Raw genomic sequence first — 18,128 nt, forward strand, 5'->3', positions numbered from 1 at the left:
CCGCCGGGGGTCCCCGCGGGCGGGGCGGAGCTGACCGTGCGCTGGAAGCAGGCCGTGCCCAGCGCCAGGTCGTGCCCGACCGACACGGCGTCGACGTCCACCGCCGTGTGGCGTCCGCGGTCGCCGTCCCAGAACCGGATCTTCAGCCGGCCGACGACCACGACCGGCTGCCCCTTCTTGACGCTGGCCAGCACGTTGACGCCGAGCAGTCGGAAGGCCTGCACGGTCAGCCAGTTCGTGTGCCCGTCGCGCCAGGAATTGCTCTGCTGGTCGAACCGGCGCGGAGTGGAGGCGAGGCGGAAGGTCACCACCACGGTGCCGTCGGGCAGGTTGCGGGACTCGGGGTCCGTGGCGGCGTAGCCACGGACGGTGATCTGCTCTGTCATCGGTGTCTCCTCTTCGGCGGCGGCCGTACGGCCGGGACGGGCCCCGTGCGGGGTGCTCCCAGCGTCCGGTTCCCGGGGAGCACGGAGGGCGCCGGCCGGGCCGATTGTGGAGGACCGTCGCCCGGACCGCGAGGTCCGGACCGCCGTGCAGTGCGGACTCTGCCGGGACGGGCCGCTGTCAGTCGAGGTCGGCCGCTCCCCAGTCGACCAGACCCAGGGGCTGGTGCTGCTTCTGCTGCTCGTGGGCGCAGGCCCAGCACCACGGGCCCTGGACGGGCGGCGCTCCGCACTGGCAGAGCCGGATCTGAGCCATCACGCTCACCTCGCTGACGATCCCCTCGGGTCGGCAGGACGTTGCCTGCAGGAGGACATCGTGCGCGGGCGTCCTCACCCCTGCTACCGGCGCAGGGGGCGCTGTGGATGCAGCGAGCGCCGAGAACGTGTGTGCGGCGAGGTCGTGCTTGACCACGGCCGCCGACCGGGCACACCATGAGATCCCCTCACGAGAGAAGTGCCATGAGCCCGCTCCTGACACAGGCCGCAGCCCTGCCGTTCTGGGAGCGGCTCGCCGTCGCCGCCGTCGGGCCCCTCGTCCTCGTCCTCCTCGGCGGGCTCGTGGTCTGGGGCATCACGCACCGGGTCGAGACGGCCCGGGAGGACAGGCTGCGCTCGCAGGACGAGGCGAGGGAGAGGGCGGAGAAGCAACGGGACGAGGCCCGGGCGGACGCCGAGAAGAATCGGGAGCTCCGGGCGCGCGACGACGCCCTGCGGCATGAACTGGTCTCCCTCATGACGGAGTCCGCCAGTTCGCTGTACCTGATGCTGCAGCACTTCTGGCGCGCGAGGACCAGCCTGGAGCAGGATCCGGGCGATCCGGCCCTCCGGAAGGCCCTGTCGGACCTTCGTGCTGCGCTGGACGCCCAGTACCTCAAGAGCCGCGCCTGCGGAGAGGCCATCGAGAACCGGCTCTGGGGCTATTTCGTCTCGGAACGTCCGACGGAAGAGTGGCACAAGGTCCAGGACCTGCTCACGGTCCGGTACTTCCAGCTCATCGACCGCGCCACCGACGTGCTCTACGCCAAGAACTCGGGCCGGGAGCACACCGGTCTGACCGTCGAGGAGCTCCGGAACCGCAGGACCCTGTTGGCGGCCTACCACGCCGCCCTGAAGGACTCCGTACGCGCCGTGTTCACCGAGACGCTGCGGTCACGCTCGTCCGACCGGTAGCTCTGCCGTCGCCACGGAGAGCAGCACGGCGCTGCGCACCGCGAACGGGCTGCGGGCCGAGAGGCCTGCAGGCCGTGGCCGCCACCGGCGGAGGGTCCGTCGTCCGGGCTCCGTGGAGCGAGGCCGGACGGCAGGCACCGGTCACACCCGGGAGCACAGCCCGGTCCGCCGGCACAACGTTCGGTGCCCCAGGAGGGAGTCGAACCCCCGACCAAGAGATTAGAAATCGGGGGTTTGTGTTGGGTGTCAAGGCATATCCCGACGTATAAGGGAGCCTGTCATGGCGCGGATTCTGCTCGATCTCACATATTTACAGATGGGTCAGCGTTTCGTTGTTTCTGTTGGGTAATCGTTGGGTCTGCCGGTCTTCCCCAGAGGGCAGTCGCTCCGTTCACGTCCCGCCGTCGACTCTCGGCGCCGCCGGGCCGGGCGCTGTTACTTGTTCCTCTAACAGAATCAACACCCCCACTTGTCCTACTGTGACCCCATGCCGACACCGAAGTACTACACTCCCGACGAGGTCGCCAAGATCCTGAGCCTCAGCCCGCAGACCGTCCGCCGCTACCTCCGTGAGGGCCGCATCAAAGCTGTCCGACTCAACAACAGCATTCGCGCCCCATACCGGATTCCCGAGTCAGCGATTGCCGAGTGGGAACGACGCAACATGGCGTAGCTGGCACGACAAAGCGGCCCCGGCTCCCACCTACGGGAGTCGGGGTCGCTGGCCTGCGCTGCGTCGGACATCTCGCGTCGGCGAGTCATACATCGGCCCAAGGGTTACAAGCTGTGCCCCAATGGGGTACACAGATGCAAACGCATTGTGTAGGCGCTGACCGCAGGAGCAAACGTGGACTTCACGGAACGATTGATGGCCCTCGCAAACAAAGTGGCGCACCAGAAGGCGTCACTGGAGACCGAAGAAGCCACAAAGAACGCTTTCGTCATGCCCTTCATCTCCACGATCCTCGGCTATGACGTGTTCAACCCCCTGGAGGTCGTACCCGAGTTCACAGCGGACGTGGGGGTGAAGAAGGGCGAGAAGATCGACTACGCCATCGTGCACGACGAGAAGGTTCAGATGCTGGTGGAGTGCAAGCACGTCGGCGCTCCGCTGAAGCTCGAGCACGCCTCGCAACTGTTCAGGTACTTTGCGGTGACCAACGCCCGGATCGCCATTCTCACCAATGGGGAGGTCTATCACTTCTACACGGACCTGGACGCACCCAACAAGATGGACTCCAAGCCGTTTCTGGTTCTCGACCTCAGCGACATCGACGCCACCCTGATCCCAGAGCTGCAGAAGCTGAGCAAGGAGGTCTTCGACCTCGACTCCATCATCAGCGCGGCCGGGGAGTTGAAGTACATCGGGGCGATCAAACGGGAGATCGCCGCTCAGTTCAAAGAGCCCGATGTGGAGTGGGTGAAGTTCTTCACGACGAAGGTCTATGAGGGGGCCTTCACGCAGAAGGTGCGGGATCAGTTCACCCCGCTGGTTGCTAAGGCCGCCCAGCAGTTCCTCAACGAGCAGGTCAACAATCGCCTGACCACGGCTCTGGGTGTTGGCAGCGCACCCGAGTCGGCGGCACCCGCAGACGCGCCGGCAGAAGCGGTGCAAAGTCAGGACGAGGTCGAGAAGGATCTGCGCGAATCGAGCGACGGTGTCACGACGACCGTCGAGGAACTTGAGGCTTTCCAAATCATCCGAGCCATCCTCTGCAATCAGGTGAAGCCCCATAGGGTCGCGCACCGTGACGCGAAGTCCTACTTTGCAGTCCTCTTAGACAACAACAACAGGAAAACCATCGCGCGACTGCACTTCAACAGGACGCAAAAATACATCGGCCTATTCGATGAAGGAAAGACCGAGACCCGGCACCCCATTGTTGCATTGGAAGACATCTTCAACTTCAGTGACGAACTGCACACCACGGTGGAGCGATACGTTGAAGCGCCGGTAGCTTCATAGCTGGGGTTGAACTCCGAGCATGACAGAGCGGCCCCGGTAGCGTTGATGCTTCCGGGGCCGCTCGTTGTCGTCACTCGCCCTCGATGACGTCATGTCGGTGGCGCCGAGCACGCGAACCCCCAGTTCAGGCTCCCCCAGCGAGACTGCGTCCTGACCCGCATTCGACGACTCACAGCCTTTCGAGGCAAGGTCCCAAGATCACGCCACCTGAAGTGGGCCTGCCGCCGGCGACCTGCCCCGTGACACCATTCCGGTACCACGACGACGTCATGCATAGGAGGGCAGAGGTCATGTCTCGCACGGCCAAGCTGGTGCTGCTGTACCTTGCCCTGCTCACCGCCCTGGTCGTGGGGATACGCCTCATCCTCGGAGAGTGGAACTGGTGGCTGACAGGACTGGGATGCCTGGGACTGCTCGCCACCTCGCTGTGGAGTCCCCGATCGCCGCGTGACCCGGGCGGAAATGTGACGTGAAACAGCGGGGTAGCCGTCGCTCGAGCGGCGAGGCGCCGACCTCCCGGCTCCCCGCGGGCAGTGGTTCAGTCCGTCAGGACGCCACATGATGGCCAGGGCGCTCGGGCTGAGCGTCGGGGTCGCGATCGTGGCTCTAGGCCTGTGGCTCATCTGGCGCCTCGGTTGGGAGCTACCGGTGGGGCTATTCCTCGCGGGCCTGGGGATCCTGGTCCTTCGGCCGATCCTCGACTGGCTGAAGTGGAAAGTGAGCACCCGCGAGGATGACGAGGATCGTTGATTGTCAGCGCGAGCAGGAGTCGTGTCATTTTGGCCAGCCGATCTATTGCCTTCACTACAGTGAACAGAACGACGCAACGGCCCCCGAAAGAGCCGACAATGCTGGGCAACAAGGAGACCAATCAGTGGCTGCTGCGCTTGCCGTTAGCCGAGGCGGACACCCGCCTGCGAGCCGCCCTGGAGCAGATTGGCGCGCCGCCAACGGGGCCAGTGGGGCATGTCGTGGGCAAGACAAAAATGGTCCTGATGAAGAACCGCAACGCCGCCGAGATCACAGCCGAACTCACCGAGCACCCGGAGGGGACGGTGGCTTCCGTGACCGTTCAGATGATGCGCAATAAGCACCAGTCAGTGCTCCAGGACCTCACGGAGGTGATCGGGGAGGAAGTCATCGACGACCGGGGTCTGGCCGCGGCGATCGAGCGGATGGACCGGGCCAGCAGGCTGTTCGTCCGCAAGGAGATTCGTTACCTACGCACCGTACTGCGCCCCGACGAGCAAGTCCTGGCGCTGGCTCAGGGCACCTACGAGAAGAAGCTCTCTATCGTAGGGCTTACCACCCAGCGGCTGTTCTTCTACGAAAAGGGCATCCTCCTCGAAGAGTCGCTGGAGGAGTTCCCGATCAGCGTCATCTCCTCGATGACGATCAAGAAGGGCTCCAAGGGCGAGTCCCTGAACTTCACCGCCTCCGGCAACACCTCCACCATCACAGGGATGATGCCCAGCCAAGGTGACGCCTTCGCCAAGGCGTTCAGCCAACTACGCACTGGTGCACCGACGGCTCAGGCCACCGCGCCCACGCCTGCGGCCCCTGACGTGCTCGGACAGCTCGAGCAGCTGGGCAAACTGCGCGACGCCGGGGTGCTGACCGAGGATGAGTTCGAAGCCAAGAAGCAGGAGTTGCTCGGGCGCCTGTGATCGCAACACTGAGCGGGTCATCACGGAGATCAAGACGCACCGTGAAGTGGCCGGCGAGCAACAACGTAAGCAGGACCGGATCAACGTGCTCTTGTCCGTCGCCGCGGTGCTGGTCGGTCTCGGGTCGATCGTGGTGCCGATCATCGTGGGGCAGTGACCATAGCTTTCCGGCCTCCGTGCTAAATGTGGAGCTTCGACGACAGGAAGGAACCTGCAGTGCCGCACACCCCCTCGAAGGTCCAACAGCAGACCGCCGTCGGAGAGGGACTGGCCATCGCCTGTCTCGCCCTTGGCGTGGACGAAGTGCCGAACAGCAAGCTCGACCTGGAGTTTGCCTTCAACCATGCCTGGCAAGCCTGGCCGCACCGCTCCAAGTTTCCGCAAATCCGAGCCGATATGGAGCGGACGGACATCCTGCGAATCTTGGACGATGCAGACGGCCGGCGCTGGGCGTTCGTGGGGTCTTGGACGACGGACTACACCACATGGTTCCCGAGGTTGAAGCAGGACAACTGGGGGTGGGCGGAACTCGCGGACAGCGCAGGGGGAACCTTCGATGTAGACCTCGACGGCTGGATATCTCTCGCCGCGCCCTGGTTAGACCACATGGGGGTCAGACACTCCTGATTACCGATCCAACAGGCTGGCGTCCTCGACGATGTCGTAGACGTCCACCCACCCGGACTCTTCCCGGCTGATCGGCCGCACCCAGGCTGCGGGGATGTAGACGTCGAGCATGCCACCTGGGTACTGCCGCCACAGCTCGAGCAGCGGGCCGTCCTCGGTGCGCAGGAACTTTCCGTCGACGACGACCGTGCCGAGGCTCGTGGGGATCGCGGCCCGGCCGTAGGGCTCGCGTCGGTAGACGTACCGTCGGGCACCGGCGCCCGGCGTCATACCGGGGGCGGAGGCTGCGCGGATCGCTGCGGTCAGATCCTCGGTGAGCTCGGGGCCGCCGGGGTAGCAGTGGGAGCCGGCCACGGCGTGGCGGCGGGCGTTTTCGTCGTCGTCCATGTCGTCCTGGTCTTCCCACAGGCGGACATTTCTACCAGCCCTTAGGCTGTCGTTTGCAGTCGCTACCATCCGGGGACCAACTATCGAGAGGAAGTCATGTCCCCCCACACACAGCGCCGAAGCCTTAAGCAGGAGCTACTCGGCTTCATCGCTCTCATCGTCGTGGCCTGCGCCGCCCCCACCGTCCTCCCGTACGCGGCCGAGTGGATTCCTGAGCTTGTCGCCCCGGTCGTCACGGCATGGATGAACGCTGGCCAGCCGTAGCGTCAGGCTCATCCGACGACAAAGCGCCTCCGCCCTACCGAAGCAGAGCGGGGGCGCAGTCGAGTCAGCGGCGGACCAGTGACCATGCGAGCGGGCTGAAACGCAGCGAGGAACCGCACCTGGACGACGGTGGATTGTTGGGCACAGGTCCTCCTCATGAGAAAAGCCACCCGGTGGGGTGGCTGTGTCAGGTGGTCTAGCGCGAGTATCGGGCGTCTCTGCTGCCTCCGCGCAGCTCGGTCACTCGTCCGAGGCGATCACGGTCAAGCATTACGTCGAGAAGCTGGCGGACGCTCCCGATGCGACGGGGGCCCTGGAGGTCTTCGGGGAGTAGGTGTTGGGTTTGCGATGGATTGCCCACCTCCAACCAAACAACGAACCCCCTCCCGCTAGTATCACACCTAGTGAGAGGGGGTTTATCGTGCCCCAGGAGGGAGTCGAACCCCCGACCAAGAGATTAGAAGGCTCCTGCTCTATCCGCTGAGCTACTGGGGCGGGCCGCCCGGCCGAAGATTCCGGGCGCCGCCGCCGAGTTTACCAAGTCGCCCCGGTGCCCCCGGCCCCCTCCCGACACAGCCCCGGGTGCCCGTGACGGGTTTCGTGCCGCCACGAGGCCCCCCTGGCCGATGCCCGGATCAGGATGCTCCCGGCAGGGCGCTCAGATCACGGCGCTCTGCACCGGCGGCTGGTAGCGCCCGCGGAACAGACGTCTGGTGGCGGGGTCGAGGAACCACAGGTAGACGCCGTAGGAGAGCGCGACGATGGCCGCGATCATGCGCCCGGAGCTGAGGTCCAGGTCCAGGTACGGGAAGACGTCCAGCTGATCGGAGACCGCGTAGATCATGAAGAAGACGGTGAGGAAGAACAGGATGTCCACCTGCCAGTCGCTGCGGACGCCCGTGACCGCGAACAGCGGGATCAGCCACACCACGTACCACGCCTGGATCATCGGCGAGAGGACCACGATGGCGGCGAACGCCCACGTGAGACGCCGGATCAGCCGCTCGTCCCGGCCCGTGAACATCAGCCACAGGATCACCGGGACCGCGAGCGACTGCCCCGCCGAGTGGGCGAAGCCCCGCCACTGGCCGGAGTCCGCGCCCACGGCGCCGGCGAGGGTCGCGACCAGGCCGCCCACGAAACCGACGGGGGCGTACCAGATGGACACGGACCCGGGCGTGGACATCGCGGAGACCCAGCCGAAGCCGAAGCCGTTGATCAGGCCCATGAGCCCGAGCAGGCCGATCGACCAGGCGAGGACCAGGGCCCAGATCGTCAGCCGGCGCGGCCACGACGCCCCCCGGCCGGCCCACAGCAGCCCGATGAAGGGGAGGAAGACGAGGGTGATCGGCTTGATCGCCACGGACAGGGTCACGAGCGTGGTGCCGGCCAGCCCGCCCCGCCAGGTGCGGTGGGCGGCGGCCACGTAGGTGCCGCCCAGGGCGAGGGCGATCATGATCGCGTCGTTGTGCACCGCGACGATGAAGTTGGTGAGGAACAGCGGGTTGGCCACACTCAGCCAGAGGGCGCGCGCCGGGTTGATGCCGTGGAGCCGCGCGAGACGCGGGATCAGCCACATGCAGGCGACCACGCCCAGAACGCACAGGGCCCGGAACCACAGGACGGCGGCGTCCGGATCGGCTCCCGTGACCGCCACGACGAACTGCTCGAGCCACAGGAACAGGGGTCCGTAGGGCGGCGGGGACTCGGACCACATCTGGTCCGCGCCCAGCTGGAAGAAGTTGTCGATGGTGGAGACGCCGTGCTCGTAGGGGTTGAGCCCGTTGGCCATCACCCGCCCCTGGCCGATGTAGGAGTACACGTCCCGGCTGAACAGCGGGATCGTGACGAGCATCGGCGCCGACCACGCGGCGATGGCGGCCAGCACCCACGGGCCGCTGCCGGGACCCCACCGGTTGAGCTTCTGCCCGAGCCGCAACCACTCGCGGATCAGGAGCATGCCGCCGACCGCGAGCAGCAGGATCGAGACGATCACCCCGGTGGTCGTGAACCGCATCGCGATGATCACCGGCACCTGGCGCAGCGGCGACACGGACGCGAGCCATCCGACCCCGAGGGACCCCACGAGCAGCATGAGCGAGCCCAGCGTGCCCATGAGCACGGTCCGCAGCGGGGACCCGGAGACGTACCGCGAGCCTCCGGGGCTCGCGAGGGGCTCGGTGGCGCCCCTGGCCCGCGTCCTCCACGTCGTTCGCACTGCTCTCCCGATGCGCCCGTCCGGTGCTGGCGGGGGCTCGGCCGGGCGCGGCACGGTCCCCGTGGTCGCCCCCGATCCTATCCCCGGCTGCCGGGCGATGCCCGACACGGCGGCCGGTGGCGGGGCACGGTAGATTGTCCGGGTGGCTAATTCGAACGGACGCATTGTGTGGATCGACTGCGAGATGACGGGGCTGTCCCTGACGGACGACGCCCTGATCGAGGTCGCGGCGCTCGTGACGGACGACGAGCTCAACGTGCTCGGGGAGGGTGTGGACGTGGTGATCCGTCCCGACGACGCCGCCCTGGCCCAGATGGGCGACTTCGTCCGGGCCATGCACACCTCCTCGAAGCTGCTGGACGAGCTCTCCTCGGGCCTGACCATGGAGCAGGCACAGGAGCAGGTCCTCGCCTACATCGAGCAGTGGGTGCCCGAGCCGGGCAAGGCCCCGCTCGGCGGCAACTCGGTGGGCACGGACCGGACGTTCCTGGTCCGGGACATGCCGGACGTCGTGGCGCACCTGCACTACCGGGTGATCGACGTCTCCACCATCAAGGAGCTGGCCCGCCGGTGGTACCCGCGCGCCTACTTCCAGGCCCCGCCGAAGACCGGCAACCACCGGGCCCTGGGCGACATCCGCGACTCCATCGACGAGCTGCGCTACTACCGCCGGACGGTCTTCGCCGCGGACCCTGGACCGGACTCGGCCACGGCCCGGGCCGTGGCCGCCGAGATCACGGCGTCCCGCACGGGCGACTAGGCCGCACACCCCGGCGGCCGTGGTCCGGGGCGCCCCCGGAATGCGGTACACTCGTGTGCGTTGCCCAGCGGAAGCACGGTCTTCCGGCGGGCGTTCATGGTGGGCGTAGCTCAGTTCGGCAGAGCGCCTGGTTGTGGTCCAGGAGGTCGCGGGTTCAACCCCCGTCGCTCACCCGCTGTGAAAGGCCGTCCCGAGGAATCGGGGCGGCCTTTCGTCGTTCCCCTCCCGGGACCGGGGACGGCCCCGGTCCCGTCACGTCGAAGGAAGTGTGCGTCATGGCCGTCCGCCCCGTGGTGATCACCGGCAACCCCGTCCTCCACCGCCCCGCCGCGAAGGTCACGGCCTTCGACGACGACCTGCAGAGCCTCGTCGAGGACATGTACGAGACCATGGACGCGGCCCACGGGGTGGGCCTGGCGGCGCCGCAGATCGGTGTGGCACTGCGGTTGTTCACGTACGCCTTCCCGAACGACGACGGCGTCCCGCCGCGCGGCGTGGTCGTCAACCCGGTGCTGACCCTGGGGAAGATCTCGCAGGAGGCGCCGGACCCCGACGAGGAGGCCGAGGGCTGCCTGTCCGTGCCCGGCCACAGCTGGCCGCTCAAGCGGGCGGAGTGGGTGCGTGTCACGGGTCAGGACGCCGAGGCCCGGCCGCTGGACTTCGAGGCCACGGGCTGGTTCGCCAGGGTGATGCAGCACGAGTACGACCACCTGGACGGCAAGCTCTACGTCGACCGTCTCAACGACAAGTGGGGCCGGAAGGCCCGCCGGGCCGTCAAGGCCGAAGGCTGGGGACGGGACGGCCGGTTCTGGACGCCCGGGGTCGACGAGGACCCGTTCGGCCACTGAGCCCCGGCGGCCGGACCCCGGCCGTCACAAGAGGACCAGCGCTCTGTCACGTTCCACGGGATCGGGTCCCCGACATGGAGTCCACCACCCGCAGGGTCACGTCCCGCGCAGGAGCCGGTTGTCGTCGGTCACCACGTACGGGAAGCCGTCGGGGTCGACACTGATGCTCACGGCGCCGCCGGGCGCGGAGGCCCAGCCCTCGCCGTTCCACGTGGCGATGCTGTGGCCCCCGTCCGCCGAGGCCGTGCCGATGACCCACGCTGCTCCGTTGGCGCCGACCCCGATGTCCCGGGCCTCTCCGGGTTGCTGCGACCACTCGGAGCCGGTCCAGCGGGAGATGCGGTCGTTCTCGTCGATGGTCCACGGCTCGCTCTGGTGTCCCACGGCGGCATCGCCCTGCGTCGCGACGTCGATGGCGACAGCGCCACCGGGTGCTTGCTCCCAGCTCGTCTCGGTCCACCGGTAGATGCCGTAGCCGCCCGGCACCGGGTCGGTGCCGACGATCCACACCGAGCCGTCCGCACCGATGCCGATGTCGCGGGCGCTTCCCGGCCGTTCGGTCCAGTCCGAACCGTCCCACGAGAAGATGCCGCCGTCGGAGTCGACGATCCACGGGTACCCGTCCGGGCTCACGTCGAGAGCGGCAGCACCGCGCCCGAGGCCCTCCCACTCCTTGCCGTTCCACCAGTTGACCTCGTAGCCACCGGGGCTGCGCTGCTCGCTGAGGGCCCAGACCGAGGCGTCCCCGCTGATGCCACCGACGCCGATCTCTTTGATCTCACCGGGAAGCTCCGTCCACCCGATCTCGATGGACTGCGGAGGCTCTGCCAGCAATTGGTCCGCCCGCGGCGTCCGGTCGGAGGCAGCCTCCTCCGGCGGCTCGAGCGCGGACGTGCCAGGCGTGCACGCCGTCAGGGTCATCGCCACCAGGAGCGCCGGGTAAAGGCCGGTCCGGGCGTGGGACACGAATGTGGTCTTCTGCATCAGCGTGAAGTTCTCCTTGGTACCTGCTGCGCCGGGGTGCACTGCGCGAGTCGCCCTCGAGCTGCGACCGCCGGCAGCCCCTTCCGGGGCCGGGGCAGCTCGCACGGTCATGTGGGGGCTCAGCACCCGGTGCCGACGACCTTGACGTCGTTGGACGTGAGGTCGACCAGCGTCGTGGTCGTGTTGTTCCCCGTGTCGGTCTCCGCCAGCAGTCCACGCGGGTCAGCGGTGGCTGCCAGGCAGTAGCGTCCCGGCAGAGGCAGCCCGGTCAGGTCGATCCACTGCCCCCACACGTCGAACGAATACGGGTCGCCCCAACCGACCGATATGCCCTGCGTCACCGAGCGACTCTCCGTCAGACCCTCCTCGCAGCCTACATATTCAGCGGCCTCAGCGGTCTCACCAGCGGAGTCGCCGGGCAGGCGAACGTCGTCGATGAGGCAGAAGCCCTCCTTGTGCGCGACCCGCGGATGCTCCTCGCCGGGTACCCGCAGGCTGTACTCGGCAGCGTGCTGCAGGTGCCAATGGCTGTGCTTGTCGGCCACCGCATAATTCACCACCGCGTCGGTCGGGACCGACTCATAGCCACCGCCCCGCTGCTCGATGCGCTGGACGACGGGCATCTCCTGTGTCGAGGTGCTCGTCCGGCTCGCCACGAGTTCGAGAGCCCCGTCACCGCGGTTGGCGATGACAGCGGTGAACCGGAGGACGCGACGGCCCTCGAGGATCTGGACACGGAGGTCGCTCAACGGCTCGATCTGCAGGTCGGGCAGCCGGTCCTCCGGCCCCGCGACACGGTGCGGCGCCGAGCCGTGATCCGCGGTCGCCGGTCCCGCCACCCCCAGCAGCACGACGGTGGCAGCTGTGGCAGCCGTGGCCAGCAGAAACCGAGAATTCCCCAACACCAAATATCCCCCCACGCGGTCGGAACCGCTCCGCCGCGGCGCAGCCAACGGCCGTTCGCACGCGGACGCGTCCGGTTCCGACATCCCCCAGTCGCCGCGAAGAAAGCGGCGCATGTCGGGCATAACTATGCAATGGCGAATGCGCAATCGTCAACTCACGAGACGGTGGGGCTCGCGGAGGCGAGGAGCGGGGCGATCTCGTCCGCTGCGTCCGGTCGGAGCCGGCAGACCTCTCGCGCCGACCAGCGCATGCACGGACCCGTTCGCGAGACCCGAAGTAGGGTCGGCTTGGTCCCGCGCCGCAATGGACACGCCGACCGGGCCCCGACAGCCACGTGAACGACGAAGCGGCGTCCCCACCGGCCGACGAGGGACGCCGCTTCACCCTGCCCACGTGACCGACTGCACGTCAGTCCAGCACCACGACGAGCTCCCCGGCCGAGCGGGACGTGGGCTCGGTGAGCTCCGTGCGCCAGCGCTCCCGGACGGTGGCGAGCAGCTGCTGCGGGGTCTGCGGGGCCGCCCCGCCGCCCGCGGCCTCCACGAGGTGGCGGGCCAGCAGACCGCGGGTGTGCTTGGCCATGTGCGAGACCACCGTGCGCTTCCCGTCCGACTCGCGAACGACCTTGACCGCGACCGTCCGTTCGCGGGGCGCGCGCCAGGCCGCGGCGTAGGCCGCAGAGCGGCAGTCGACCACGAGACCGTCCGCGGCCTCGGGCTCGAGCGCGGCGGGCAGGTGCCGCTTCCAGTGGGCGGCGAGCTTCCCCAGCCCCGGCAGCGCCGCGCCCATGGACAGTCGGTAGGCCGGGATCCGGTCCTCGGCCCGCACCGCGCCCCACAGGGCGGAGACGACGACGACCGTGGCCGCGGCGGCCCGACGCTGCGCGGCCGTGAGCCCGGCCGGGTCCAGGGCGTCGTAGAGCACCCCGGTGTAGACGCCCAGCGCGGGCCCGGCGGGCTCGGCCTCGAGCCGGGTGTTGCGCTCCACCTCCGCGCGCAGCCGCTCCCCCACCCCGAGCACGTCCAGCGCGTCGGCGCGGGCGCTCGTGGCGGCGAGCTCCGTGAGGACCTGCGCGCGGGCGTCCGCGAGCTCGGGGAAGGCCAGCGCCGCGGGGTCCACGGGGGCACCGGCGGCGGGCACCGTCTTGGTCTCGGAGGGCGGGAGGAGGATCAGCACGCGAGCCAGTGTAGTGACCGCCGGCGCCCTCCGGCTCCGTCCGCCGGACAGGCCGGTGCCCGGTAGGATGGACGGCGGACAGGTCGGCCGGGTGACCGCGGCCCGCGCGCCCCGTGCGGCGGGCCGAGGAAAGTCCGGGCTCCGCAGAGCAGGATGGTGGGCAACGCCCACTCGGGGAGACCCGCAGGAAAGTGCCACAGAAAACAGACCGCCCGCCCCGGTCCGCCGGATGCGGGTGAGGGTGAAAAGGTGGTGTAAGAGACCACCAGCGTGCCGGGTGACCGGCACGGCTCGGTAAACCCCATCCGGAGCAAGGCCAGACAGGGTGCGTTCGAGGGCTGCTCGCCCGAGCGCCCGGGTAGGCCGCTCGAGCCCTCCGGCAACGGTGGGCCCAGATGGATGGTCACCGCCACGGCACGGGCGACCGGCCGTGCGCACAGAACCCGGCTTACAGGCCGGCCTGTCCCCCGCTCCGTGGCCGCGGCGCCCGCAGGGGCGCCGCGGCCTCAGGCGCGGACGACGATCACCCCGCACTCCGGGCACGTCAGGACCTCGTCCGCCGCCGAGGAGGCGAACGAGGCGGCGTCCGCCGGGCTGAGCGCCGTGCCGCAGGCCCCGCACGTGGTTCCCCGCAGCTCGGCCGCCGCCGGACGAGCGGCGCCCCGCCCCGTGCGGATCCGCTCGTACCGCGCCAGGAGGGGCGCGTTGCCCACGGCCTCGGCCGCGGCGGCGCGGGGCCCGGCGAGCCCCGCGCGCTCCTCCGTGAGGCTGCGGCCCTCCTCGTCACGAGCCGCCACGCGCCGGCGTGCGTCGGCGTCGGCCTCCTTCAGCCGAGGGGTGATCCGCGCCCGGTGGGCGACGGCGTCGTCGAGCTCCTGCATGATCTCCAGCTCGGCCTCCTCCGCTTCGGCGAGCTGCCGGGTGCGGGTCTCGATCTCGTGCTGGAGACCCATCAGGTCCTTCATGGTCCCGCCCTGCTCGAGGCGCTTGCGGTCCTTCTCGATCGAGGCCTGGACGCGGGCGACCTTCTGCTCCGCCTCGTCGAGGCGGCGACGGATCTCCTGCTCGCCGGCGTCGAGCTCCTGGGCGGCCGTGATCGCCCGGGCACGCAGCTGCAGCGCAGCGGCGACCTCCGGGTCGTTCTTGAGCTCCACGATGCGGCCGGCGATCCGCCGCAGCCGGGCGTCGACCCGCTCGAGCTCGAGTAGGGCTCGCTGCTGCTCGGGCGTGGCGGTGCTCATGCGGTTCCTCCTGCGGTCTGGGCGTGCGGGTGGTCGATGCGGAAGTCCCACGGGTCGGAGCGCAGCGCCGAGACCCGGACCTCGACGTCGCGGCCCCGCGCGGCGAGCGCCTCCCGCAGCGCGGCCGCCCCCACGGGCAGCCACAGCCACTCGCTCGCCCAGTGGGAGAGGTCCACGAGGTACGGGGTGCCCCCTGCTCGCGGGCCGGAGGCGGCCTCGCGCGCCTCGGAGGCGGGGTGGTGGCGCAGGTCCGCGGTGACGTACACGTCCGCCCCGGCCGCCCGGACCTCCTCGAAGAGGGAGTCGCCCGCGCCCCCGCACACGGCGACCCGGCGCACGAGGGCCTCGGGGTCCCCCGCCACGCGGACCCCGTGCGCGGTGGCCGGGACGGCGTCGGCCAGGCGCCGCGCCAGGCTGCGCAGGGTCACGGGCTCCGCGAGGTCGCCCACCCGCCCGATCCCCACCTCCGGGTCGGCGGGGTGCGGGGCGAGGGCGGCCGTGGCCCCGAGGCCCGCGGCCCGGGCCACCGCGTCCGAGACGCCGTCGCGCGCGGAGTCCGCGTTGGTGTGGCACGCGAGCAGGGCGCAGCCGTTCTCGATGAGTTCGTGCACGAGGGCGCCCTTGAAGCCGTCGGCCGCCACGGTCGTCACCGCGCGCAGCAGCAGCGGGTGGTGCGTCACGAGCAGGTCCGCGCCGGCGGCCACGGCCTCGGCCACGACGGCGGCGACCGGGTCCACCGCGAACAGGATCCGGCGCACGGGCCGCTCCGGGCGGCCGGTGACGAGTCCGCTGGCGTCCCACGGCTCCTGCAGGCGCAGCGGCCACAGCTGCTCGACGGTCTCCAGCACCTCGCGCAGCGTGGGCGCGGATCCTGCGGGGGACGTGCTGTGCCGGCTCATGGCCCCAGTGTAGGAGCCGCGCCGGCCACGGCGGCTCCGCGGCCGGTGCGGGAATGTTGCGGGACGCGGGACGTTGTACGGGTCATGGCCTCCACCGAGCGCGGCGACGCACGCCCCGACCCCGACGCACGCCCCGACCCCGACGCACGCCCCGACCCCGTGACCTTCGTGCTCGCAGGCGGTTGCTTCTGGTGCCTGGACGCCGTCTACCGGATCACCCGGGGCGTGAGCTCCGTGGTCTCCGGGTACACCGGCGGCGCCGTGGACCACCCGTCGTACTACGAGGTCTGCTCGGGGAGCACCGGGCACGCGGAGGCCGTCGCCGTGACGTTCGACCCGTCCGTGGTCCCCGCGGACGTGATCCTCGACCTGTTCTTCACCGGCCACGACCCCACGACGCTCAACCGGCAGGGCTACGACGTGGGCACCCAGTACCGCTCCGCGATGTTCTGGGCGGACGACGCGCAGCGCGAGCTCTTCGCCCGGTCGATCGAGCGCACGCAGCCGCTCTGGGACCAGCCGATCGTCACCACCCTCGAACCGCTGGGCCCGTTCTGGGAGGCCGAGCCCGAGCACCAGGGCTTCTACGCGAACCAGCCGTGGAACGGCTACTGCCGGGTGATCATCAACCCTAAGCTGGCCAAGGTCCGGCAACGTTACTCCGCATGGCTCACCGCGTAGTGGCACTTGCGGGCCCTGACTAGGCTGAGGCAGGACCCTGCCGCCGTGCGCTCCCCCAGCGCCGCGGCGGCCACCAGCACCATCCACGGATCCGACACAGCACCGACCACGCAGAAACCGAGGTACGCACATGGCGAAGATCTACAACGACGTCACCGAGATCGTGGGCCGCACCCCGCTCGTCCGCCTGAACCGGCTCGCCGAGGGACTTCCCGGCGACGTCGCCGTGAAGCTGGAGTTCTACAACCCGGCCAACTCCGTGAAGGACCGCATCGGCGTGTCCATCGTGGACGCCGCCGAGAAGTCCGGGAAGCTCAAGCCCGGCGGCACGATCGTCGAGGGCACCTCCGGCAACACCGGCATCGCCCTGGCGATGGTCGGCGCCGCCCGCGGCTACCAGGTCGTGCTGACCATGCCCGAGACCATGTCCACCGAGCGCCGGGTCATGCTGCGCGCCTACGGCGCCCAGATCGTGCTGACCCCCGGCTCGGAAGGCATGCGCGGAGCGGTCGAGAAGGCCCAGGAGATCGTCGACAGCTCCGACAACGCGGTGCTGGCCAGCCAGTTCGCCAACGAGGCGAACCCGGCCGTGCACTACGCGACCACCGGGCCCGAGATCTGGGCCGACACCGACGGCGAGGTGGACGTGTTCGTCTCCGGCGTCGGCACCGGCGGCACGATCACCGGCGCGGGCCGCTACCTGCGCGAGCAGAAGAAGGACATCCGCCTCGTCGTCGTCGAGCCCTCCGACTCCCCCCTCCTGACCCAGGGCAAGGCCGGTCCGCACAAGATCCAGGGCCTCGGGGCGAACTTCGTCCCCGACATCCTCGACCGCGAGATCTACGACGACGTCTACGACGTGACCGTGGAGGACTCCGTGCGCGTCGCCCGTGAACTGGGCACGAAGGAGGGAATCCTCGGCGGGATCTCCTCGGGCGCCATCGTCTGGGCGGCCCTGCAGGAGGCCGCCAAGGAGGAGAACCGGGGCAAGCTGATCGTGGCGGTCGTCTGCGACTTCGGCGAGCGCTACATCTCCACCCTGCTCTACGAGGACATCCGCGGCTGATTCCCCGCGAGCACGACACGGACGGACCCTCCGTGACCGCGACCCGCCCCGCCGGGGAATAGCGCCGCCTCCGTGCGGCGTTGCTCCCCGATGTGGGCGGGTCGTTCTCGTCGGCGCCCGACCACGCCCCGCGGAGCCCTCCGCGCCGTCCCGCCCGACGACGGGCCCGACCACCGCCCCCGGCAGAACAGAGGTACACCGTGAGATTCTGGAGCAGGCTCGCCGAGGACCTGCAGACGGCCCGGACGCACGACCCCGCCGCGCGCTCCCGGCTGGAGATCGCCCTCAACTACTCGGGCCTGCACGCGATCTGGATCCACCGCCTGTCCCACCGGCTGTGGCAGGACGCCGACCGGCGGCTGCTGGCGCGCACCGTCTCCCAGCTGGGCCGCTTCCTCACCGGGGTGGAGATCCACCCGGGCGCGACCATCGGGCGCCGCTTCTTCATCGACCACGGCATGGGCGTGGTCATCGGCGAGACCGCCGAGATCGGCGAGGACGTGATGATCTACCACGGGGTGACCCTGGGCGGACGCTCGCTCGCGAAGGTGAAGCGCCACCCCACCGTGGGCGACCGCGTGGTGATCGGAGCCGGCGCGAAGGTCCTCGGGCCGGTGCGGATCGGCGCCGACTCGGCCATCGGCGCGAACGCCGTGGTGGTCAAGGACGTGCCGGAGGACTCGATCGTCACCGGCATCCCCGGCAAGGTCCGGCCCCGCACGCCCGAGAAGCAGCAGCCACTGGTGGACCCGTCGACCTACATCGACCCCGCCATGTGGATCTAGACCGGGCCCTCCTCCCGGGACCGCCGAAGAGCGCCACGCA

The 18,128-nt window shown here is 69.5% G+C and carries 21 protein-coding genes, 2 tRNA genes and 1 other RNA gene; 14 read left to right on the forward strand and 10 right to left on the reverse strand.

Translation table 11 applies throughout. From position 1 onward, the window contains the following. Both ACH9EU_RS11640 and ACH9EU_RS11645 read right to left on the reverse strand, forming a co-directional pair. Positions 1-386 (reverse strand): single-stranded DNA-binding protein (locus ACH9EU_RS11640; protein ID WP_396414093.1); only part of this gene is annotated, 386 nt, incomplete at its 3' end. Between the two features lie 178 nt (positions 387-564). Further along, positions 565-702 carry a hypothetical protein gene (locus ACH9EU_RS11645; RefSeq protein ID WP_396414094.1) on the reverse strand — a complete coding sequence of 46 codons (138 nt, stop codon included), beginning with the start codon at positions 700-702 and terminating at the stop codon, positions 565-567. 200 nt (positions 703-902) lie between these two features. Here ACH9EU_RS11645 and ACH9EU_RS11650 point away from each other — a divergent pair, with 200 nt between their 5' ends. The 7 genes from ACH9EU_RS11650 to ACH9EU_RS11680 all read left to right on the forward strand — a co-directional run bounded on the left by ACH9EU_RS11650 (position 903) and on the right by ACH9EU_RS11680 (position 5,873). Further along, positions 903-1,613 (forward strand): hypothetical protein, encoded by a 711-nt coding sequence (locus tag ACH9EU_RS11650; protein WP_396414095.1) that lies wholly within the window; start codon positions 903-905, stop codon positions 1,611-1,613. Between the two features lie 487 nt (positions 1,614-2,100). Beyond that, entirely contained in the window at positions 2,101-2,286 is a 186-nt protein-coding gene (locus tag ACH9EU_RS11655; RefSeq protein ID WP_396414096.1) for a helix-turn-helix domain-containing protein, read from the forward strand. 174 nt (positions 2,287-2,460) lie between these two features. Beyond that, a complete protein-coding gene (locus tag ACH9EU_RS11660) occupies positions 2,461-3,579 on the forward strand; it encodes a type I restriction endonuclease (RefSeq protein WP_396414097.1) in 1,119 nt (372 codons plus the stop codon). A gap of 290 nt (positions 3,580-3,869) precedes the next feature. After that, positions 3,870-4,052 (forward strand): hypothetical protein, encoded by a 183-nt coding sequence (locus ACH9EU_RS11665; RefSeq protein WP_396414098.1) that lies wholly within the window; start codon positions 3,870-3,872, stop codon positions 4,050-4,052. Between the two features lie 85 nt (positions 4,053-4,137). Beyond that, positions 4,138-4,329, forward strand: a complete 192-nt coding sequence (locus ACH9EU_RS11670; RefSeq protein ID WP_396414099.1) for a hypothetical protein — start codon at positions 4,138-4,140, stop codon at positions 4,327-4,329. 98 nt (positions 4,330-4,427) lie between these two features. Next, the gene (locus ACH9EU_RS11675; RefSeq protein ID WP_396414100.1) at positions 4,428-5,246 is read left to right on the forward strand and encodes an SHOCT domain-containing protein; all 819 of its coding nucleotides are present in this window, start codon (positions 4,428-4,430) and stop codon (positions 5,244-5,246) included. Between the two features lie 216 nt (positions 5,247-5,462). Next, entirely contained in the window at positions 5,463-5,873 is a 411-nt protein-coding gene (locus tag ACH9EU_RS11680) for a hypothetical protein (RefSeq protein ID WP_396414101.1), read from the forward strand. Here the strand turns inward: ACH9EU_RS11680 and ACH9EU_RS11685 are convergent, their stop codons facing one another. From ACH9EU_RS11685 to mptB, 3 genes are all read right to left on the reverse strand, one after another. Continuing rightward, complete coding sequence (locus tag ACH9EU_RS11685) at positions 5,874-6,260, reverse strand: hypothetical protein (RefSeq protein WP_396414102.1); 387 nt, start codon at positions 6,258-6,260, stop codon at positions 5,874-5,876. Positions 6,261-6,946: 686 nt separating this feature from the next. Then, positions 6,947-7,019: transfer RNA gene (locus ACH9EU_RS11690), tRNA-Arg, on the reverse strand. Positions 7,020-7,182: 163 nt separating this feature from the next. Then, positions 7,183-8,742 carry a polyprenol phosphomannose-dependent alpha 1,6 mannosyltransferase MptB gene (mptB, locus tag ACH9EU_RS11695; RefSeq protein WP_396414103.1) on the reverse strand — a complete coding sequence of 520 codons (1,560 nt, stop codon included), beginning with the start codon at positions 8,740-8,742 and terminating at the stop codon, positions 7,183-7,185. A 142-nt stretch (positions 8,743-8,884) separates the two neighbouring features. Between mptB and orn the strand changes: the two genes are divergently transcribed. The 3 genes from orn (at position 8,885) to def (ending at position 10,350) form a co-directional block, all read left to right on the forward strand. Then, on the forward strand, positions 8,885-9,502 hold the full coding sequence (orn, locus tag ACH9EU_RS11700; protein WP_396414104.1) for an oligoribonuclease: 618 nt from the start codon (positions 8,885-8,887) through the stop codon (positions 9,500-9,502). A 99-nt stretch (positions 9,503-9,601) separates the two neighbouring features. Continuing rightward, positions 9,602-9,675: transfer RNA gene (locus tag ACH9EU_RS11705), tRNA-His, on the forward strand. 102 nt (positions 9,676-9,777) lie between these two features. Continuing rightward, positions 9,778-10,350: a peptide deformylase gene (gene def, locus ACH9EU_RS11710; protein ID WP_396414105.1), complete on the forward strand. Its 573-nt coding sequence runs from the start codon at positions 9,778-9,780 to the stop codon at positions 10,348-10,350. Positions 10,351-10,446: 96 nt separating this feature from the next. On the opposite strand, the gene ACH9EU_RS11715 is transcribed toward def, so the two are convergent. The 3 genes from ACH9EU_RS11715 to ACH9EU_RS11725 form a co-directional block, all read right to left on the reverse strand. Next, a complete protein-coding gene (locus ACH9EU_RS11715) occupies positions 10,447-11,334 on the reverse strand; it encodes a tectonin domain-containing protein (RefSeq protein WP_396414106.1) in 888 nt (295 codons plus the stop codon). A 119-nt stretch (positions 11,335-11,453) separates the two neighbouring features. Beyond that, positions 11,454-12,362 (reverse strand): lysyl oxidase family protein, encoded by a 909-nt coding sequence (locus tag ACH9EU_RS11720; protein WP_396414107.1) that lies wholly within the window; start codon positions 12,360-12,362, stop codon positions 11,454-11,456. Positions 12,363-12,648: 286 nt separating this feature from the next. After that, the gene (locus tag ACH9EU_RS11725; RefSeq protein WP_396414108.1) at positions 12,649-13,416 is read right to left on the reverse strand and encodes a peroxide stress protein YaaA; all 768 of its coding nucleotides are present in this window, start codon (positions 13,414-13,416) and stop codon (positions 12,649-12,651) included. A gap of 79 nt (positions 13,417-13,495) precedes the next feature. Between ACH9EU_RS11725 and rnpB the strand changes: the two genes are divergently transcribed. After that, an RNA gene (gene rnpB / locus ACH9EU_RS11730) (RNase P RNA component class A) lies at positions 13,496-13,883 on the forward strand. Positions 13,884-13,922: 39 nt separating this feature from the next. Here the strand turns inward: rnpB and ACH9EU_RS11735 are convergent. Together ACH9EU_RS11735 and ACH9EU_RS11740 are read right to left on the reverse strand one after the other, a co-directional pair. After that, entirely contained in the window at positions 13,923-14,657 is a 735-nt protein-coding gene (locus ACH9EU_RS11735) for a CT398-like coiled coil hairpin domain-containing protein (protein ID WP_396414109.1), read from the reverse strand. Further along, positions 14,654-15,556, reverse strand: a complete 903-nt coding sequence (locus ACH9EU_RS11740) for a Nif3-like dinuclear metal center hexameric protein (RefSeq protein WP_396414110.1) — start codon at positions 15,554-15,556, stop codon at positions 14,654-14,656. The genes ACH9EU_RS11735 and ACH9EU_RS11740 overlap by 4 nt, the downstream gene beginning before the upstream one ends. Positions 15,557-15,640: 84 nt before the next feature. On the opposite strand from ACH9EU_RS11740, the gene msrA reads away from it, so the two are divergent. The 3 genes from msrA (at position 15,641) to epsC (ending at position 18,088) form a co-directional block, all read left to right on the forward strand. Then, positions 15,641-16,237 (forward strand): peptide-methionine (S)-S-oxide reductase MsrA, encoded by a 597-nt coding sequence (msrA, locus tag ACH9EU_RS11745; protein ID WP_396414111.1) that lies wholly within the window; start codon positions 15,641-15,643, stop codon positions 16,235-16,237. A gap of 130 nt (positions 16,238-16,367) precedes the next feature. Next, positions 16,368-17,303: a cysteine synthase A gene (gene cysK / locus ACH9EU_RS11750; protein WP_396414112.1), complete on the forward strand. Its 936-nt coding sequence runs from the start codon at positions 16,368-16,370 to the stop codon at positions 17,301-17,303. Positions 17,304-17,503: 200 nt separating this feature from the next. Continuing rightward, a complete protein-coding gene (gene epsC / locus ACH9EU_RS11755; protein ID WP_396414113.1) occupies positions 17,504-18,088 on the forward strand; it encodes a serine O-acetyltransferase EpsC in 585 nt (194 codons plus the stop codon). Positions 18,089-18,128 lie beyond the last annotated feature (40 nt).

Source organism: Kocuria rhizosphaerae, assembly GCF_044462265.1.
In the GTDB taxonomy this organism is placed as follows: Bacteria; Actinomycetota; Actinomycetes; order Actinomycetales; family Micrococcaceae; genus Kocuria; species Kocuria rhizosphaerae.